Here is a 17,195-nt window from a genome sequence, read left to right on the forward strand (position 1 = left end):
TGTCAGGGCGCCGATCCCAGGGAGGTTGCCATGCTGCGCGCCAAGATCGCGTCTCTTTGCCTGTTCGCTTTCGGCTTCGGCCTTGCCGCTCCGGCGCAGGCGCAGGATTGCGCGAATCGCGGCACGCTCGATGCCCGCTATTGCGACGCCAACCGCGATCTGATCGCCGACACCCCGACCGATCCGGCGAAGCAGAAGGATCCGGACACGCTGATCTTCTCCTACACGCCGGTGGAGGACCCTTCGGTCTACGAGAACGTCTTCGCCGACTTCCTCGCCCATCTGAGCAAGGTGACCGGCAAGAAGATCAAATGGTTCGGCGCCGAGTCCTATGCCGCGCAGGTCGAGGCGATGCGTTCCGGTCGCCTCCACATCGCCGGCGTCGCCAGCGGCCCGACACCGTTCGCGGTCAATCTCGCCGGCTTCTCGCCGATCGTGGCGATGGCCAAGAAGGACGATTCGATCGGCTACACGCTGCAGCTCATCGTGCCGAAGGATTCGCCGATCAAGGGCATCGCCGATCTCAAGGGCAAGCGCGTCGCCCATGTCGCGCCGTCCTCGAACTCGGGCGATACCGCGCCGCGCATCCTGTTCAAGGAGAAGGGCGTCGTGCCCGGCAAGGACTACGAGGTCCTCTATTCCGGCAAGCACGACAACTCGATCATGGGCGTGGTCAACAAGGACTACGACGCCGCGCCGGTCGCCTCCAGCGTGGTCGAGCGCATGGCCGATCGCGGCATGTTCAAGCGCGACGACATCCGCATCGTCTATGAATCGAGCCCGTTCCCGCGCACGGCCTTCGGCCTCGCCCATGATCTCAAGCCCGAGCTGCAGGCCAAGATCAAGCAGGCCTTCCTGACCTTCGACTTCCTGAATTCCGGCCTTGCCAAGGAGTTCAAGGACACCAAGGGCTTCAAGGAGCTGAGCTACAAGGACGCCTGGGCCGATATCATCCTGATCCAGGGCAACAGCGGCATCACCTACACTCAGGACGGCCTCTCCAAGCTGAAGGGCGATTGATGTCGGCGCAGGTGAGGGCGGTGGCGGGCAGCGGCGTGCCGCTGCTGGCCGTCGAGGGACTGGCCAAGGTCTATCCGACCGGCAAGAAGGCCCTGGGCGGCGTCGATGTCGTCATCGACCGGCCGCAGCTCGTGGCGGTGATCGGCTCGTCGGGCGCCGGCAAGAGCACTTTCATCCGCTGCATCAATCGGCTGGTCGAGCCGACTGCCGGCAGCGTCAGGCTCAATGGCGAGGATATCGTCGCGCTTGATCGCAAGGGCCTGCGCGCCGCGCGCCGTCGCATCGGCATGATCTTCCAGGAATACAACCTGGTCGAGCGGCTCAGCGTCATGCAGAACCTGCTCTCGGGGCGGCTCGGCTATGTCGGCTTGTTCGCGGCGCTGCGCTACCGCTTCCCGCCGGAGGACATCCAGGCCGCCTTCGCGCTGCTCGACCGCGTCGGGCTCGACGGCTATCACGACCAGCGCGCCGATGCGCTTTCCGGCGGCCAGCGCCAGCGCGTCGGCATCGCGCGCGCCCTGATGCAGCGGCCGGAACTGCTGCTGCTCGACGAGCCGACCGCCAGCCTCGACCCCAAGACTTCGCGCCAGATCATGCGCCTCGTGCGCGAGCTCGTCGCCGAGCGCCAGACCCCGGCGATCATCAACATCCACGACGTCGCGCTCGCCCGCGCCCATGCCGACCGGATCATCGGCATGAAGGACGGGCTGATCGTCTTCGATGCGGAGGCCTCGGCCCTGACCGATGCGGCGCTGACCCGCATCTATGGCGAAGAGGACTGGTCGAGGCCGCAGGACGCGGACGACGAGCCTGCGCCGGCGGCGGCCGCGCCGGGCTCGCTCAGCCTGATCTCATGACGACGGCCGTCTCCTATCCGAGCCGATGGCGCGCGCCGAGCATCTTCGGCAGCCCAGGCCGGCGCCTGGCCTTCTGGGCGCTGGTCGCCGCCTATCTGGTCTGGTCGCTCTCGTCGCTCAACATCGACACGGCCCGCATCATCGCCGGCCTGCCGCGGGCCTGGACCATCCTCGAACGGATGGTGCCGCCCGATTTCAGCCGCTGGCAATTGCTCCTGACCGGCATGGTCGAGAGCGTCCAGATCGCCATCGCCGCGACGATCATCGGGGCCGTGCTCTCGATCCCGCTCGGCATCGCGGCGGCCGCCAACCTGTCGCCGCGGCCGCTCTATCTCGCGGCACGCGGCTTCATCGTGGTCGGCCGGACCTTCCATGAGGTCATCATCGCGATCTTCTTCGTGAAGCTCTTCGGCTTCGGGCCGGTGGCGGGCTTGCTGACGCTCGCCTTCTCCTCGGCGATCTTCCTCGGCAAGATGCTGGCCGAGGACATCGAGAACATGAAGCCCGGCCCGGTCGAGGCGATCCGCGCCACCGGCGCGAGCTTCGGCCAGACTTTCTTCTACGCGGTCGTGCCGCAGGTGCTGGTCAAGACGCTGGGCGTGCTGATCTACCGGCTCGATTCCAATCTGCGCCATTCCACCGTGATCGGCATCGTCGGCGCCGGCGGCATCGGCCAGACGCTCTCGGCCTCGTTCTCGCGCTACGATTTCGACTTTGCCAGCGCGATCCTGCTGACGATCGCGGCCATGGTCGCCTTCGGCGAATGGTTCAGCGACTGGGCAAGGCGGAGGCTGAGATGACGGCGCATCAGCAGCCCCCGCGCGGAAGCGCCCCCATGCGCGGCTATCCCGACCAGTGGGAGCGCTACTCGCCACGCGAACGCTTCGTCCGCTGGCTCTGGCTCGCCGGCATCGCCATCGCTGCCGCCTGGTCGGTCTCGGCGCTCGACATCGAATGGGCCTTCTTCGCCGACGCTCATGAGCAGGCAGCCGACCTGATCGAGCGGATGTGGCCGCCGCGCTGGTCCTATTTCCCGCGCATCGTCCAGCCGCTGATCGAGACGCTGCACATCGCGACGCTCGGCACGATGATCGCGATCGTCTTCGCCTTGCCGGTGGCCTTCCTGGCGGCGCGCAACACCACCTGGAACCAGGGGACCTGGCTGATCGGCCGCGGCATGCTGGTGCTGTCGCGCTCGATCAACACCGTGATCTGGGGGCTCGTCTTCGTCGCGATCTTCGGGCCGGGGCCGGTCGCCGGCATCTGCGCGGTCGCGGCCCGGTCGGTCGGCTTCATCGCCAAACTCGTCGCCGAGGCGATCGAGGAGGTCGATGCCGGCCAGATCGAGGCGGTGGAGGCGACCGGCGCCAGCACGCTGCAGGTCTACGGCGTCGCCATCCTGCCGCAGATCCTGCCGGTGCTGATCGGCACCTCGATCTACCGCTGGGACATCAATGTGCGCGAATCGAGCGTTCTCGGCTTCGTCGGCGCCGGCGGCATCGGGCTGCTGCTCTACGCCTCGATCAACCAGTTCGCCTGGTCGCAGGCGATCGTGATCCTGATCGCCATCCTCGGCATCGTCATCATCAGCGAGGCGCTTTCTGCCTATGTCCGCTCCCGCATTGTCTGAGCCGCGGGCGAAGACCGCATTTCCCGGCGGCATGGCCGCGCTGGCAGGCCGCTATGACGGCTTCCTGCTCGACCAATGGGGTGTTCTGCATGACGGCACCCGGCCCTATCCCCGCGCGATCGCCTGCCTCGAACGTCTGCGCGCGGCGGGCAAGGCTGTGATCATCCTGTCCAATTCGGGCCGGAGCGGCCGCGACAACGAGGCGGTCCTCGCCGGGATGGGGTTCGCACGCCATCTCTACGACCATGTCGCCTCGGCCGGGGACGATGCGCGCGATGCGCTGGCGAAGCGCTCCGAGCCGGCGTATCGCGATCTCGGCAGGCGCTGCCTGCTGCTGGCGCGGCCGGGCGAGGAGCATCTCGCCGAGGGGCTCGGTCTGACGCTGGCGGACGCGCCGGAGCGTGCCGATTTCCTCTTCGTGATGAGCATGGATTCCGATCGGCAGTCGGTCTCCGGCTGGCGACCAGTACTGGTCGAGGCGCTGCAGCGCGGCCTGCCGATGATCTGCGGCAATCCGGACCGCTACCGCGTCCATGCCGATGGCGGGCTGCGCGAGGCTCCGGGCCTCGTCGCACTCACCTATGAGAAGATGGGCGGCTCGGTGCATTATCATGGCAAGCCGCATCCTCGGATCTACCGGGGCTGTCTCGAGCTCATGCAAGTGCCCGCCGCCCGCCTGCTGGCGATCGGCGACTCGCTCGAGCACGATGTCGCGGGCGCCGGCACGGCCGGGATCGATGCGGCCTTCATCGCAGGCGGGATCCATGAGGGCGAGCTCGCCTGGCGATCGGGGGCAGTCGAGCCGGAAAGCTGCCTGGCACTGTTCGCGCGCGAAGGCCGCCAGCCGCGCTTCTGCCTCTCCCGGTTCGCCTGGGACTGAAGCCCATCGCGCCGCGAGGCGGCGGCAAGCTCAGTTGGCGGGGGGCTTGCGCAGCGTCCGCGCAGCGGCGGCGCGCATCACCGACCAGAGCGGCGAGCCGTCGTTGCGGATGTCGAACTGGTCATGCGCGTCGGCCGGGAAACGGCCGTGGTCCTGCCGCGAGACGAGGCGCCAGACGATCCAGCCGGCGCAGCCCTCCTGCTGATCCAGCGTCGCCAACCAGTCGTCATAGGCGGCGGGCTGGCCGCGATTGCTGCGCGCCCAGCCGAACTCGGAAAGCAACGCCGGCTTGCCCGCCTTCCGGGCAATGCCGCAGAATTCGACGATCTGATCGCGGAAATCCGCGGCCGTCTGGCCGTAATATTTCGGATAGCCGTGCCAGCCGCTGTAATCGATGTCCTTCAGGAGGAGGTCGGACATTTTCGTTCCGGTGTTCGCATGCCCCGAGGTCAGGAGCTGCTTGGGCGCGATCGTCTTCACCAGGGCGGCCATCTCGGCGATCCAGGCGTCGCGCAACTGGTCGGGCTGGGCATTGGGCTCGTTCATCAGCTCCCAGGCCATGATCGTCGGATCGTCCTTGTAGGCGATGCCGGTCAGTCGGTTGCGCCGGTTGACGACGTAATGCACCCAGGCGCGATAGTCGGCCTTGGTCCGCTCGTCCTTGAAGAAGAAGCCGGTCTTGTCCGTGCTGCCATACCAGGCGCGCATCTGCTGGGAGCCGCCGGTATAGGCCCAGAAATCGAGGAAGGCGATCATCAGCCGGAGGTTGCGCTTGGCCGCCTCGGCGATCAGGAAGTCGACCTTCCGGAAGCCTTCGTCATGGATTGCCATGCTGCGGGTCGCGGGATTGAAGGACAGCAGGTAGTTTCCCTTCACGCCGAGATTGCTCGCCTCCGCCGCGCTGGTGAAATCCCAGATCGTGGGAACGGTGCCATCGGTTGAGCCGATCACCGGCTGGAGGAAGGTGCGGACAACGTTGGCGCCCATGGCGACGGCGTCGTCGAGAACGGCCAGCACCTCGCGCTCGCTGCCGAATGTCAGGTAGTGATTGTTGACGCCAGCGACGCGGAATTCACCGCCGTCGAGCATGAAGCTGCTGCCCGCTACGGTGACGAAGCCGGGCTTGGCGGCTTCAGTCGAGCCCTGGGCATTCACGCCGGTCGCGGCGGTCAGGCCGACGATCAGTGCGGCCAATACTCCGAAGCGGCAAATGCAGCGCCAGAACTTCGCCGTCGTTCCCTGCAACGCGGATGCTGAGGATTTGGACATATGCGCTAGGTCCCGGTTGGCTGTTTGGCGCTGTCTTGGAGAGAATTTACTGTTACCTGCGAATCGTCGAGGTCAATTCCCTTACGTCCTGTCAGCGTTATTGTGATTCATCTAACAGTTGATTTCTTTTTGACACCTACGGAAGGATAAGGTTAATGTAAATTAACTAGAAACGGAATACCGTCATGACCCGTCGCTGCCATACAGGTTTCTGGGTTGCCGGGTTGGCCCTGGCCGGCCTGACAATCCAAGCCGATGCCTGGAACGCAACCGCCATGGCCCAGGATGGGCCCGCCGTCGCAGCACCCCTGGCCGAGATGTCGTCGCGCGGGGATGCGGCCCTGCTCATGCCGGGCGACCGGCTGCGGATCGACCTGTTCGAGCGGATCGAGCCGGAAGACGACCGATGGGCTGCCCGCAGGCGCGCGGGCCGGCCGGACCAGAGCTTCTACCCGCGGCAGGATATGACCGGCGAGTTCGTCGTCCAGCCCGACGGGACGCTGCCGATGCCGCTGATCGGGAATATCCGGGCCGAGGGGCGCAGCGGCGCCGCGGTGGCCGAGTCGATCGCCGCCACCTTCGAGGCTGTCATCGGACGTACGGCCCGGGTGACCCAGTCGCTGGTCGAGCGGCCTCCGGTCTCGATCGTCGGGCCGGTGCGCCAGCCGGGCATCTTCCGCTATGTCACCGGCATGACCGTCCAGCATGTGCTGGCTCTGGCCGGCGGCTTGCGTCGTGCCGACGATAACTGGGTGCGCGTCGAATATGCACGGGAGCAGGCCAGGATCCCGGCGGCGCGGGAGCGCTTCCAGCGGCTTCAGGTGGAGGTGCAACTGCTGCGCGCCGAGCGGGAAGGGGACGGCGACGAGCCGAATCTGCGCGCCCTGGTGGGCGTGGCGCGGAACCTGATCGACGAGGCCCGCAACGGCCGCCAGCGCATCCGCGAGGCCTATGCCGAGCGCCGGGCCACGCTCGACGCCGCGGCGGTGGCGGCCCAGGAGGCGCTCGACATCACCCAGGACCGCCTCGCGGCGGCGGCCGTCGGCGTCAAGCATCGGGAGGAGCGTCTCAAGGCGCTCAAGCCGCTGGCGGACGCCAACAATATCGGCAAGCCGGTCTATCTCGAGGCAAGCGTGCAGCTCAGCGAAGCCAATGAGCGGCGGCTCGCGGCCTCGGGGCTGGTCGCCGACGCGCGGCTGCGGCTGGCTGGCGCGCAGAGCGAATTGTCCCGCTTCGAACTGGACAGGCGGGTCGAACTCGACCGCCTGCTCGCGCAGCGGCTGCAGGAAATGGGTGAGGCACGGACGGCGCTCCAGTCGTCGGAGTCGGTCGTGACCTTGCTGGCTCCAGAGGTCGAAGCCGATACGGGCGCGCTCGCATCCTTCGATTTCGAGATCGTCAGACGGCGTGGAAACGAGTGGGAAAGGATAACCGCAACACCGGCCGCAGTCGTCGAGCCGGGAGATCTGATCAAGTTTGAGATCAATCGCAACAAGATCGTCGTTGCGAACCAATAAAAAATCCAAGATGCGTTTGCTGGACTACACGTGATCGTACGACAACAACAATAACATCGGAGCGTGTCATGTCGGTTGGGGTAGAAAAGGCGCTGATTCCCTATGAGGCCCTTGCGCGGAACACCACTGCCGTCCGGAGCGTGGACAGGCATTTCGGATTCGATGACCTTCCCAGCGTCTCGGTCGTCATCCCGACGCTGAACGAGGAGAAGAACCTTCCCTTCGTCCTGCCTCGCATACCGAGCTGGGTCGATGAGGTGATCATCGTCGATGGCCGCTCCACCGACGGGACCGTCGAGGCCGCCCGCCAGCTCTGCCCGCGGGCCCGGATCGTGCTCGACCAGACCCCCGGCAAGGGGGCGGCGCTGCGCGCCGGCTTCGACGCCGCGACCAGCGACATCATCGTCATCCTCGATGCCGATGGCTCGATGGACCCGGCCGAGATCAGCCTCTTCGTCGGCGGGCTGATCGCCGGAGCCGACATGGTGAAGGGCTCGCGCTTCATCCAGGGCGGCGGCACCGACGACATGTCGCTGATCCGGATGCTCGGGAATTGGGGCCTGACGATGCTGGTGCGCATCCTGTACGGAAGCCAATTCAGCGACCTCTGCTACGGCTATCTCGCCTTCTGGCGCCGGCATCTCGACGCGTTGCGGCCGACGACCAACGGCTTCGAGGTCGAGACGCATCTGAACGTGCGCGCCCTGAAATCCCGGCTCAGGATCTCGGAAGTTCCGAGCTTCGAGGCCAACCGAATCTTCGGCGAGAGCAATCTGCACGCCGTATCGGATGGGTTTCGCGTCCTGCGGACGATCCTGCGCGAACGGATGCCGCGGCTGGGCTAGGGCCGGACCCGGTCAGGTCGCGGCAGCCTGATCGGAACACGCTCCGGTTCCGTCACCAACTCGGATCTGCGTCTATGAACATCCTGATGGTCTGGGCTCGCTTCTTCCCCGAAATGGGGGGCATCGAGACCCATATTCACGAGATCTCGCGGCGCCTCAGCGCGGCCGGCCATCGCATCACCGTGCTGGCCACCGATCGCTCGGGCGCGCTGCCGACGCGCGATCGCGTCGGCGAGGTGGAGGTGATCCGGGTTGGGGCGCGGCCGCGCTCCACGGACTGGTACGTCGCGCCCGGAATCCTCGGCACGATCCTGCGGCAGCGCTGGGACGTGGTGCATGTCCAAGGCTATCACACCCTTGTCTCGCCGCTCGCGATGCTCGCCTCGCTGCTGTCGCGCCAGAAATACGTTCTGACCTTCCATAGCGGCGGCCATTCCTCGGCCTTGCGCCGGTCGCTGCGCGGCCTGCAATGGCGCATCCTGGCGCCGCTGGTGCGCCGGGCGGATGCGCTGGTCGGAGTTTCCCAGTCCGAGGTGGAGCAGTTCAGCCGCGGCATGCACATCCCGCGCAACCGCTTCCGGGTCGTGCGCAACGGTGCGCAGGTGCCGGAAGGGGTGGCGGGAACGGTGCGGGAGGATCCGGACCTGATCATCTCGATGGGCCGCCTCGAGCGCTACAAGGGCCATCACCGGGTGATCGAGGCGATGCCCGCAGTGCTGCGGCAATGCCCGAATGCGCGGCTGGAGGTGATCGGCGCCGGGCCCTATGAGCCGGATCTGCAGCGGCTGGTGGCCGGGCTCGGCCTCGATCGCGCGGTTCGGATCTTCGCCTGGGACCCCACCGACCGGATGGGGCTCGCTCGGCATCTGGCGGCTTGCGGCCAGTTCGTGCTGCTGAGCGACTACGAGGCGCATCCGGTCGCGGTGATGGAGGCGCTCGGGCTCGGCCGGAAGGTGCTGACGACGCGCAATTCGGGCTTTGCCGAACTGGCGGATCTCGGCTGGTTGGCGACAGTCCCCCCGCAGGCGGGGGGCGAGGCGATCGCGCAGGCGATCCTGCAGGGGCTGGCCGCCCCGCCGGCAACGTCGGTGACCCTGCCGACCTGGGACGAGGCCGCGGCCTCGCTCCTGCGGATCTACGCCGATGTCGTCGACCGCTGAGCCCCATGCCGGAATGACGTTGCCCGTGCCGCCGGACGCGCGCCGGGCGCGGCTTGCCGCACGCGGCTGGGCGGCGGTCTGGGCCGTGATCGGGCGGCTGCCGGCGGGGGCGGTGGATCCGAGCGACGCCCGCATCCGCTGGCGCGTCGTGGCGGGTGTCGCGGTGCTGAACGGAGTCTGCCTGGTCCTGAATGCGGTGGCGCAGGGCATGGGCCGGGCCGGCCAGCCACAGGCCGGCGCGCTGTTCTGGACGGCGATGCTCGTCATGGTGTTCGGCAGCGCGCTCGCCGCGAGCCGCCCGGGGGTCCATCGGCTGGAGCGGCTCGCCTGCCTGGTCGTGCTGGGGCAGTCTCTGCACCTGCTCAAGGTGATCTTCTCGCCGATCGGCTTCTACGGCTTCGACGAGTATCTGCACTACCGCACCCTTCTCGACATTGTCGAATTGCAAACGCTGTTCGCCAGCAACTCGCTCTTGCCGATCAGCCCGCTCTATCCCGGGCTGGAGATCGCGGTCGCGCCATTGATCGCCCTCACGGGGCTCGCCCCCTTTCCGGCGGCGCTGCTGGGGATCTCGCTGACCCGTTTCGTCGCGGTCATGGCCTGCTTCCTGATGTTCGAGCGGATCTCGGGTTCGAGCCGGCTCGCCGCCATCGCCGTTCTGGTGGTGATGAGCGGCACCAGCTTCGTCGGCTTCCACGGCCAGTTCGCCTATGAGACGCTCGCCTTCGCCCTGTTCCTGGTGGTCATCGGCTGCGTCCTGCGGCTGGAGCAGGAGCCGCCGTCGATGCGGTGGCAATTCGCCCTCGTCGCGCTGCTGCTGATCCCGGTCGTCACCGTCACCCATCACCTGACCTCCTACCTGACAGCAGCGACCATCGTCGGCGTCGCCGTGCTGATGCTGGCGCGGCCGATGCCCGGCCAGCCCCGCGCGCTCGTCCTGCTCCTCGCGGTGGTGGCGGTCGCTGCGCCCCCCCTGTGGAAGTCTGCGGTCTCCGCGCCGATGAGCGACTATCTCGGGCCGCACATCATGCATGCGCTGAGCGACATGCAGAGCCTGCTCCTCAGGGGCAGCCCGTCCCGGACGTTCTTCGTCGGCACCGACGGCGTGCAGGCGCCGCTGGCGCTGCGGCTGATGGGGGTCATCTCGGTCGTGATGATCGGTGTCGGCCTGTTCTTCGGCTTCTTCCGCGCGCTGACCTTCCGGCTGCCCGGCGAGCGGGAGGCGAGGAAGCCGCGCCGGCCTTGGCCATCGAGCGCGAGCGTGCTGCTGGCCCTGGCCGGGGCTGCCTTCCCGGTGACCGTGATTTTCAAGATGACCAGCACCGGCTGGGAGGTCGGCAACCGGCTCGGCGCCTTCGCGATGATCGGCGCAGGGTTCGTCTGCGCGCTCAGCGTCACACATTTCTGGGGGCGCTCGCTTCGAGGGCGGACCGGTCGTACCGCCCTTGCCGGCGTCCTCGCGCTGATGATCGCCGGCGGCATCGTCAATGGCGGGGCCCTCCTGGTCCGGACGAGCTATCAGGTCTCGGCGGACGGCCAGTCGCTCGAACCGCTCGGCATCGCCGTGGCCGGGTGGATGCGGCAGGTCCTGGGCGAGAACAACCGTGTCGTCGCGGACAGGACCAACTCGATCCTCGCCAGCACCTATGGGCGCCAGAACGTGCTGTCGACGCTCAACGGCGACCCGGCCATCGCGGATCTCTATTTCGGCGACAGATTGGGCGCGCATGAACGCAACATCATCGCCGCCGGCTTTGTCGACTACATCCTCGTCGACCTGCGGCTGCCCATGAGCGCGCCGAAGTTCGGGCATTATTACGAGCCGGGAGACCTGTCGCAGTACGACAATCTGCCACCGCGCCAGCGCGACCTGGCGAAATTCGAACGGCATCCCGAGATCGCCCGGGTTCTCGATGCCGGTCCCGTGGTGGTGTACGATGTCCGCAAGATCCGTCGATGAGCGGCCGATGATGCGCGTCGGCCTCGCGCTGCTCTGGGTCCTGGCGGTCCGGGCCGCGGCGCAGGCGGAGCTGCACCCGGTCCTGCGCGCCTGTCTGGTGCTGCCGGTCCTCTCCTTCTTCCCGGGCTATCTGCTGCTGCGGGTGTTGCGGGTCAGGGTCGGTGGGGCGGACATGATTCCGTTCGCGATCGCGCTGAGCTGGGCCATCCTCATTGCTTCCGGCTTCGTCCTGCATGCGTTCCAGGCGCTGTCGGAGGAGGGCTGGTTCGCCGCCACCGGCACGACGATGGTCGTCCTCGCGGTGGCGGCCGCCGCCATGCCCGGCCCGGCACCGCAGCCTCCCACGCCGCTGCCGCGCATCGACGGGCTCGCGATCGCCGGCCTTGCGGTGGCGGCCGGGCTCGCGGTCGGCGCCGTGGCGCTCGCCGTCTGGCAGGCGGGCAACGACCGTCCCTTCGAGATCCTCGAATTCTGGATGGTCGAGGGCAGCCAGCCCCGCGAGCTCCTCATCGGGATGCGCAACGGCGATCTGGACGAGCGCCATGTTCGGCTCGAGGTTCGCGGCGTCGGCCGGCTGATCCATTCCGAGCCTGCCATGGTCCTCGAACCGGGCCAGACGGTGCAGCGCATCGTGCGGGTGCCGTTTCGCGATACCGGGTCCGCGGAACGGATCAGCGCGGTGCTGCTCGGCGAGGGCGACCGCATCCTTCGGCATACTCACATGACGATCGGCGAGGCGCGGGAGCCCGGCCGCATCGGGATGGAGGCAGGGCGATGACGACGAGCCCGTCGCAACGCGAGCAGGCAGGGCATTTGGCTGCGGCGGCGATGGCGGAGACGGGCGTCTCCATCATCGTCTGCGCCTATACCGAGGCCCGCTGGAACGATCTCTGCGAGACGATCGACACCCTCAAGGCGCAGTTGCGCAAGCCGGACGAGATCATCCTCGTCATCGACAACAACGATGCGCTGCTCGCGCGGGCCCAGGCGCATTTCGCCGGCATCAGGACGCTGCCGAGCCGGCTCGGCCGGGGCCTGTCGGCGGCGCGGAACACCGGGATCGCCGCTTCGTCGGGCTTCCTCGTCGCCTTCGTCGACGACGATGCGACGCTCGAACCGGACGTCGTCGGCCGGCTTGAGGCGGCCAGCCTGAAGCCGGGTGCGCTTGGGGCGACCGCCCGGATCCTGCCGGACTGGGTCGGCGCGCGGCCGGCCTGGTTCCCCGACGAATATCTCTGGACGGTCGGCTGCAGCCACGAGCCATCCACCGGGCGCCTGGCGATCGTCCGCAACGTCACCGGAGCGGCCTGCATCTTCCGCCGCGACGTGTTCGCGCGTTGCGGTGTCTTCTCGCAGGCGCTGGGGCGCGGGAAGGGCCAGGTGCCGGTGAGCTGCGAGGAGACCGAACTGTGCATCCGCGCCCGCCTGCGCTTCCCGGACGGTCATTTCCTGCGCGACGACGCGGCCCTGGTGCATCACAAGGTTCCCGCCGCGCGCCTGACCTGGCGCTATTTCCTGCTCCGCTGCTATGCCGAGGGGCTGTCGAAGGGCAGGCTGCGCGAGATGCTGTCGTCCGGTGCGGCCTTCGCGACCGAGCGCTCCTATGTCCGGGCGCAGCTCGCCCCGGCCATCGGGCGCGCGCTGCTCGGCGGCGCGTTCGGCCGGGCTGCGGCGCTCGGGCTCGGGCTCGGGGCGGCGGGGCTGGGCTATGTGCTGGCCAGGTTCGCTTCCGCAGGCGGGCGGCCGGTCGGGGACATCGCCTCGGGTATTCCGCCGGCCCATGGCTGACGAGGTCGGTGCCTCTCTGCATCTTTCCGGGAAACATGAGCCCCGCCGCCGGCGGGGTCAGCTGCCGTCGGCCTCGCGCAGCTGCGGCACCGGCCCGACATGTGGTTCGGCCGGGCCGGCGAGCACCTGCGCGACCGCACTGAGCGTCTGGAGCATGGCTCCGATCTGGCCGAAGATGCAGGCGAGGCCAACGCCGCTCAGGCCGAGCCAGGGGGCGAGGACCAGCGTCAGGCCGATCGTGAGGCTGCCCTGGATGGCGTAGTTGATCGTGATCGAGCGCCCCCAGTTGCGCAGCCGGGCGAGGGCGATGAACCAGATGTTGACAGCGGCAGGGATCGACGAGACGGCCAGCAGTCGCAGGATCGTGATGCTGTTCTCGACATAGTCCTTGCCGAGGAGCGCGAGCAGCAGCGGCGCGGCGAGGATGAGCGCTGCGGCCGCAACGGCGACGAGCAGCACCACGAGCGCGAGCGCGCGGCGCGCATAGGGCAGGAGCTTGTCCGGCGCTGCGGCGACGGTGACGACGAAGGACGTGACGAAGCTCGACGAGGCCAGGCGGATGGTGTTGGCGATCAGCCAGCCCTGAAAGAAGAAGGCGGCCTCGGCGGCGCCGAGCAGGTTGAGGACGATCAGCGGCAGGAGACGCACCGAGGCCTCGTTGAGGAGGCCGCCGAGATAGTCGAAGCCGACGACGGAGACGACCTGGCGGTAATCGGCCGTGCTGTCGCGATCATGGCTTTCGATCGACCGGGCGTGCAGCCTGCGGCTGAAGACGATCAGGCCGATCGCGACGAGGAAGAACGGCAGCGGCGCGAACCAGGACAGCACGACCGCATGGCCAACCCCCATCCGCGCCAGGGCGATGAGCAGGGCGAGCTTGGCGAGGTTGTAGGCGAGGTTCTCGACGAGGATGAGCCAGGTTCGCCGCCTGGCGGCCAGAACCCCGTCCTGAACGTAGAAGAGCGTCGAGCAGATGATGGCGGCAAGAACTAGGAGGTGGTTTCCGTTGAGCTCGGGGATCATGAAATCGATCAGCCCGGTCGCGGTCAAAACGCTCCAGACCAGGATGCCGGCACCGATGTTGAGCGCGTAGCAGGTTGCAACGAAGCGACGGAAGGAGCGGCCGACCTGCGCCGTGTAGCGCGTCAGGGCGACCGTGATCCCCAGTTCGGCGACCATGCCCAGCAGCACGATGCCGGAGATTGTGGAAGAGGCGAGGCCGATCTCTGCGGGCAGGAGAAGGCGCGCGGCGATCGCCCAATATAACAGGCCGAGGCCGGATGAGAGGATCTGGTTCGCGACCAGCACGTATCCATGCGAGAAAAGATCGGAAGTCAGGTTCTCGCGCAGGCGTTGACGTAGAGACACGATAGCACCGCCTCCGACGCATTCTCGCGCCATTGCCCATCGCAGGCGCATCTGGCAGTTTAAACTTTTATGTGAACAGTTGAAGTCATGATGTGATAAGTTTTTTCGCTACGATTCTCGACCGGGATCGGCGGTCGGGACGATACAACGGGAGCAACCATGCGCGTCCTCCTGGCCACGCAATTCTATCCTCCCGTCATCGGCGGCGAGGAGCGGCATGTCAGGAACCTCGCCCATGGGCTCGCGGCTCGCGGGCACGAAGTCACGGTGGCGACGCTGGCGGGAGCGGACCTGCCCGAGGATGAGAGGGGTGGCGGCGTGAGGATCCGGCGTCTGCGCGCCATGATCCAGCGCGTGCCGGGGCTCCATGCCGACCGACAGCGGATGCATGCCCCGCCCTTTCCCGACCCGGAGCTGGTCCTCGGCATGAGGCGGCTGGTGAGGGAGACGAAACCGGATGTCATCCATGCCCATAACTGGATGGTCCATGCCTGCCTGCCGCTGAAACTCACCTCGCGGATTCCGCTCGTCCTGACCCTGCACGACTACAGCCTGGTCTGCGCCAAGAAGAACCTCATGCGGTCCGGCGCCGCCTGCGCCGGGCCGTCTTTCGGCACCTGCCTTCCCTGCGCGATCGACCATTACGGCGCGCTGAAGGGGATGGTGACCTATGGCGGGCTGGTGGCGATGCGGCCCTTCGAGCGTGCCGCGATCGACCTCTTCATCGCCGTCAGCCAGGCGGTGGCCCGGGACAATGGCCTCGAGGGCGTGCCCCACACGGTGATCCCGAACTTCGTGCCGGACGTGCTCGAGGCGCTGGCGGGCGCCAGCGAGCGGATCGCGCTTCTGCCGAAGGAGCCGTTCATCCTGTTCGTCGGCGACCTGATGCTGCTGAAGGGGGTGGGGACGCTGCTCGACGCCTACCGCACCCTGGAGCGGCCGCCGCCGCTGGTGCTGATCGGGCGCAGGCTGCCCGACACGCCGCAGGAACTGCCGCCCGGCGTGTCGCTGTTCGAGAGCTGGCCGCATGACGACGTCCTGGCAGCCTGGCAGCGCTGCCTCGTCGGGGTCGTGCCTTCGGTGCTGCGCGAGGCCTGCGCCACCGTGATCATCGAGGCGATGACCTTCGCCAAGCCGGTGATCGCCTCGCAGATCGGCGGGAACACCGATCTGATCGAGCCGGGCGTGTCGGGGCTGCTGGTGCCGCCCGGAGACGCGGGGGCACTTGCCGCCGCCCTGGCGGAAGTCATCGGCGATGCCGGGCTGCGCCAGCGCCTGTCCGAGGGCAGCGCCAGCCGGGCCCGGCAGTTCCGGGCGTCCGCGGTGATCGCCCGCATCGAGGATGCATACCACGTCGTCCTCGCAGAGCGGGGTACGGCCGTCGCTGGGGATTCGGCCCATGCCTGATGGATTGCTCAAGCGCGCCTCCAATGCCCTCAGGCGCGCGCTCGCGCCGCGGGATGGCTGCATCATCCTGATGTATCACCGTGTCGGCGCCCCCGGCTGCGACCCGGAGCATCTGGCCGTGACGGCCGGCAAGCTGGCCGAGCAGATCGCAGTGCTGAAGCGGAACCGCACGGTGGTACCGCTGAGCTGGCTGAAGGAACGCATGGCGCAGGGGCTTTCGGTCGCGGGGACGGCGGCGGTCACCTTCGACGACGGCTATGCCGATGTCCTGCATCAAGGCCGACCTGCCCTTGCCCGGCTGGATTGCCCCGCCACGGTCTTCCTTGCGACCGGCGCGATCGGCACCGGAGCCAACATGTGGTGGGATCTGGTCGGCCGGCTCTTCCTCGTTTCCCCGGCGCTGCCGCCGGAGGTGACGGTGGCGCGGCAGGGCCGCCGGCAAAGCATCGCGCTCGACGCCGCCGACCGGGGCTCCCGGATGCGGGCCTATGGCCAGGTCTCGGAGATGGTGCGGCCGCTGCCATCGCGGGAACGTGACGCCGTCGTCGACGATCTCGTCCGCCAGATCTGGGGCGCGCGCGAGGACCGAGACGAGGATCGCCTGATGAGGCCGGAGGAGGTGCAGGCCTGGTACAGCAAGGGGATGTTCGAGATCGGGGCTCATACCGTCAGCCACCCTTCACTGCCGACCCTGCCTGCCGCCGAGCAACGGGCCGAAATCGCGGAAAGCAGCCGCGCCTGCACGACGCTCACCGGGGAGCCCCCGACGGGTTTCGCCTATCCCTACGGACATTATGACGCCGCGGTGATGGAGGCCGCGGCGGCTGCGGGAATCGCCATCGCGGTGACGGCGGAGAAACGACGGATCGGGCCGGCCGAACCGATGCTGGCCCTGCCGCGTTATTATGTGGGCGATTGGGATGCGGCTGCCTTCGCCCGGCATATGTCCTTCCAAGCCTGATGATATCGGTTAGTGACGCGCTGAATGGGCCGTTCTGCATAAGAAGGCTCTCAGCCGTCGGCGCATCGATCGCCTGCGCCGGCCGCGAGGGTCGGAAAGCATGGGGGAAACATGCCTCACGGGTTTCGGTCGACCGATCGTCACATTGCCAGGCCGGGAGCCGATACCATGTCTGACCGTAAGGAGATGTCGCCCGGCAACGGCGTTCCCGGCCCGAGCTTCGACCGCCGGACCACGGATGCCGTCATCGCCGCGGTCGAGAACGAGATCGCCCTTCTCGACGCGGAGCTGGTAAAGGCGGGCAATGGCGGCAGGGAGGCCACGGCGCTGTCCGACAAGAAGGCGCGCCTCCAAGGCTTCCTCGCCGATTACGCGATGATCGCCAACGACTATCATGGTCGCCTGGCGCGCGGCGCGCAGCCGGTCTCCCGCTCGTTATGGAAGCAACTCCTCGACAGGCTGAAGCTCGGCTGACGGCAGCCTTCGGCGTCCAAGGCCGGGTCGCGTCGACGACCGCGCGCCGGGCCGGCGGG

At 67.8% G+C, this 17,195-nt stretch carries 16 protein-coding genes; 14 read left to right on the forward strand and 2 right to left on the reverse strand.

Annotation, left to right across the window (positions count from 1 at the left end):
- Window positions 1-30 precede the first annotated feature (30 nt).
- The 5 genes from phnD to B5Y19_RS05310 are packed head-to-tail and all read left to right on the forward strand — an operon-like array spanning window position 31 to window position 4,387.
- Complete coding sequence (gene phnD / locus B5Y19_RS05290; RefSeq protein ID WP_055726744.1) at window positions 31-1,020, forward strand: phosphate/phosphite/phosphonate ABC transporter substrate-binding protein; 990 nt, start codon at window positions 31-33, stop codon at window positions 1,018-1,020.
- 41 nt (window positions 1,021-1,061) lie between these two features.
- The gene (gene phnC / locus B5Y19_RS05295; RefSeq protein WP_079591233.1) at window positions 1,062-1,877 is read left to right on the forward strand and encodes a phosphonate ABC transporter ATP-binding protein; all 816 of its coding nucleotides are present in this window, start codon (window positions 1,062-1,064) and stop codon (window positions 1,875-1,877) included.
- Entirely contained in the window at window positions 1,874-2,677 is an 804-nt protein-coding gene (gene phnE / locus B5Y19_RS05300; RefSeq protein ID WP_055726745.1) for a phosphonate ABC transporter, permease protein PhnE, read from the forward strand. Before phnC ends, phnE (B5Y19_RS05300) begins: the two co-directional genes overlap by 4 nt.
- A gap of 35 nt (window positions 2,678-2,712) precedes the next feature.
- Window positions 2,713-3,507, forward strand: coding sequence for a phosphonate ABC transporter, permease protein PhnE (gene phnE / locus B5Y19_RS05305; RefSeq protein WP_055726746.1), 795 nt, complete (start codon window positions 2,713-2,715; stop codon window positions 3,505-3,507).
- Window positions 3,508-3,538: 31 nt separating this feature from the next.
- Entirely contained in the window at window positions 3,539-4,387 is an 849-nt protein-coding gene (locus B5Y19_RS05310) for a TIGR01459 family HAD-type hydrolase (protein ID WP_176168564.1), read from the forward strand.
- A gap of 30 nt (window positions 4,388-4,417) precedes the next feature.
- Here B5Y19_RS05310 and B5Y19_RS05315 read toward each other — a convergent pair whose 3' ends face one another.
- Window positions 4,418-5,656 (reverse strand): glycoside hydrolase 5 family protein, encoded by a 1,239-nt coding sequence (locus tag B5Y19_RS05315; protein ID WP_079591179.1) that lies wholly within the window; start codon window positions 5,654-5,656, stop codon window positions 4,418-4,420.
- A 185-nt stretch (window positions 5,657-5,841) separates the two neighbouring features.
- Here B5Y19_RS05315 and B5Y19_RS05320 point away from each other — a divergent pair, with 185 nt between their 5' ends.
- From B5Y19_RS05320 to B5Y19_RS05345, 6 genes are all read left to right on the forward strand, one after another.
- Window positions 5,842-7,173: a polysaccharide biosynthesis/export family protein gene (locus B5Y19_RS05320; protein WP_079591180.1), complete on the forward strand. Its 1,332-nt coding sequence runs from the start codon at window positions 5,842-5,844 to the stop codon at window positions 7,171-7,173.
- Window positions 7,174-7,241: 68 nt separating this feature from the next.
- Window positions 7,242-8,018 carry a glycosyltransferase family 2 protein gene (locus tag B5Y19_RS05325; protein WP_055726749.1) on the forward strand — a complete coding sequence of 259 codons (777 nt, stop codon included), beginning with the start codon at window positions 7,242-7,244 and terminating at the stop codon, window positions 8,016-8,018.
- Window positions 8,019-8,092: 74 nt separating this feature from the next.
- Window positions 8,093-9,178, forward strand: coding sequence for a glycosyltransferase family 4 protein (locus B5Y19_RS05330; protein WP_055726750.1), 1,086 nt, complete (start codon window positions 8,093-8,095; stop codon window positions 9,176-9,178).
- A complete protein-coding gene (locus tag B5Y19_RS05335; protein WP_055726751.1) occupies window positions 9,162-11,138 on the forward strand; it encodes a hypothetical protein in 1,977 nt (658 codons plus the stop codon). Before B5Y19_RS05330 ends, B5Y19_RS05335 begins: the two co-directional genes overlap by 17 nt.
- A complete protein-coding gene (locus tag B5Y19_RS05340; protein WP_139384267.1) occupies window positions 11,116-11,916 on the forward strand; it encodes a hypothetical protein in 801 nt (266 codons plus the stop codon). The genes B5Y19_RS05335 and B5Y19_RS05340 overlap by 23 nt, the downstream gene beginning before the upstream one ends.
- Window positions 11,913-12,926 (forward strand): glycosyltransferase family 2 protein, encoded by a 1,014-nt coding sequence (locus tag B5Y19_RS05345; protein WP_055726753.1) that lies wholly within the window; start codon window positions 11,913-11,915, stop codon window positions 12,924-12,926. Before B5Y19_RS05340 ends, B5Y19_RS05345 begins: the two co-directional genes overlap by 4 nt.
- A gap of 57 nt (window positions 12,927-12,983) precedes the next feature.
- Here the strand turns inward: B5Y19_RS05345 and B5Y19_RS05350 are convergent, their stop codons facing one another.
- The gene (locus tag B5Y19_RS05350) at window positions 12,984-14,294 is read right to left on the reverse strand and encodes a lipopolysaccharide biosynthesis protein (protein ID WP_176168565.1); all 1,311 of its coding nucleotides are present in this window, start codon (window positions 14,292-14,294) and stop codon (window positions 12,984-12,986) included.
- A gap of 159 nt (window positions 14,295-14,453) precedes the next feature.
- Here B5Y19_RS05350 and B5Y19_RS05355 point away from each other — a divergent pair, with 159 nt between their 5' ends.
- From B5Y19_RS05355 to B5Y19_RS05365, 3 genes are all read left to right on the forward strand, one after another.
- Window positions 14,454-15,701, forward strand: a complete 1,248-nt coding sequence (locus B5Y19_RS05355) for a glycosyltransferase family 4 protein (RefSeq protein ID WP_055726755.1) — start codon at window positions 14,454-14,456, stop codon at window positions 15,699-15,701.
- Window positions 15,694-16,662 (forward strand): polysaccharide deacetylase family protein, encoded by a 969-nt coding sequence (locus B5Y19_RS05360; protein WP_176168566.1) that lies wholly within the window; start codon window positions 15,694-15,696, stop codon window positions 16,660-16,662. Before B5Y19_RS05355 ends, B5Y19_RS05360 begins: the two co-directional genes overlap by 8 nt.
- A gap of 168 nt (window positions 16,663-16,830) precedes the next feature.
- Complete coding sequence (locus B5Y19_RS05365) at window positions 16,831-17,136, forward strand: hypothetical protein (protein WP_139384269.1); 306 nt, start codon at window positions 16,831-16,833, stop codon at window positions 17,134-17,136.
- The last annotated feature ends 59 nt before the right edge of the window (window positions 17,137-17,195 follow it).

This window comes from Allobosea thiooxidans (assembly GCF_900168195.1).
Lineage (GTDB): Bacteria > Pseudomonadota > Alphaproteobacteria > Rhizobiales > Beijerinckiaceae > Allobosea > Allobosea thiooxidans.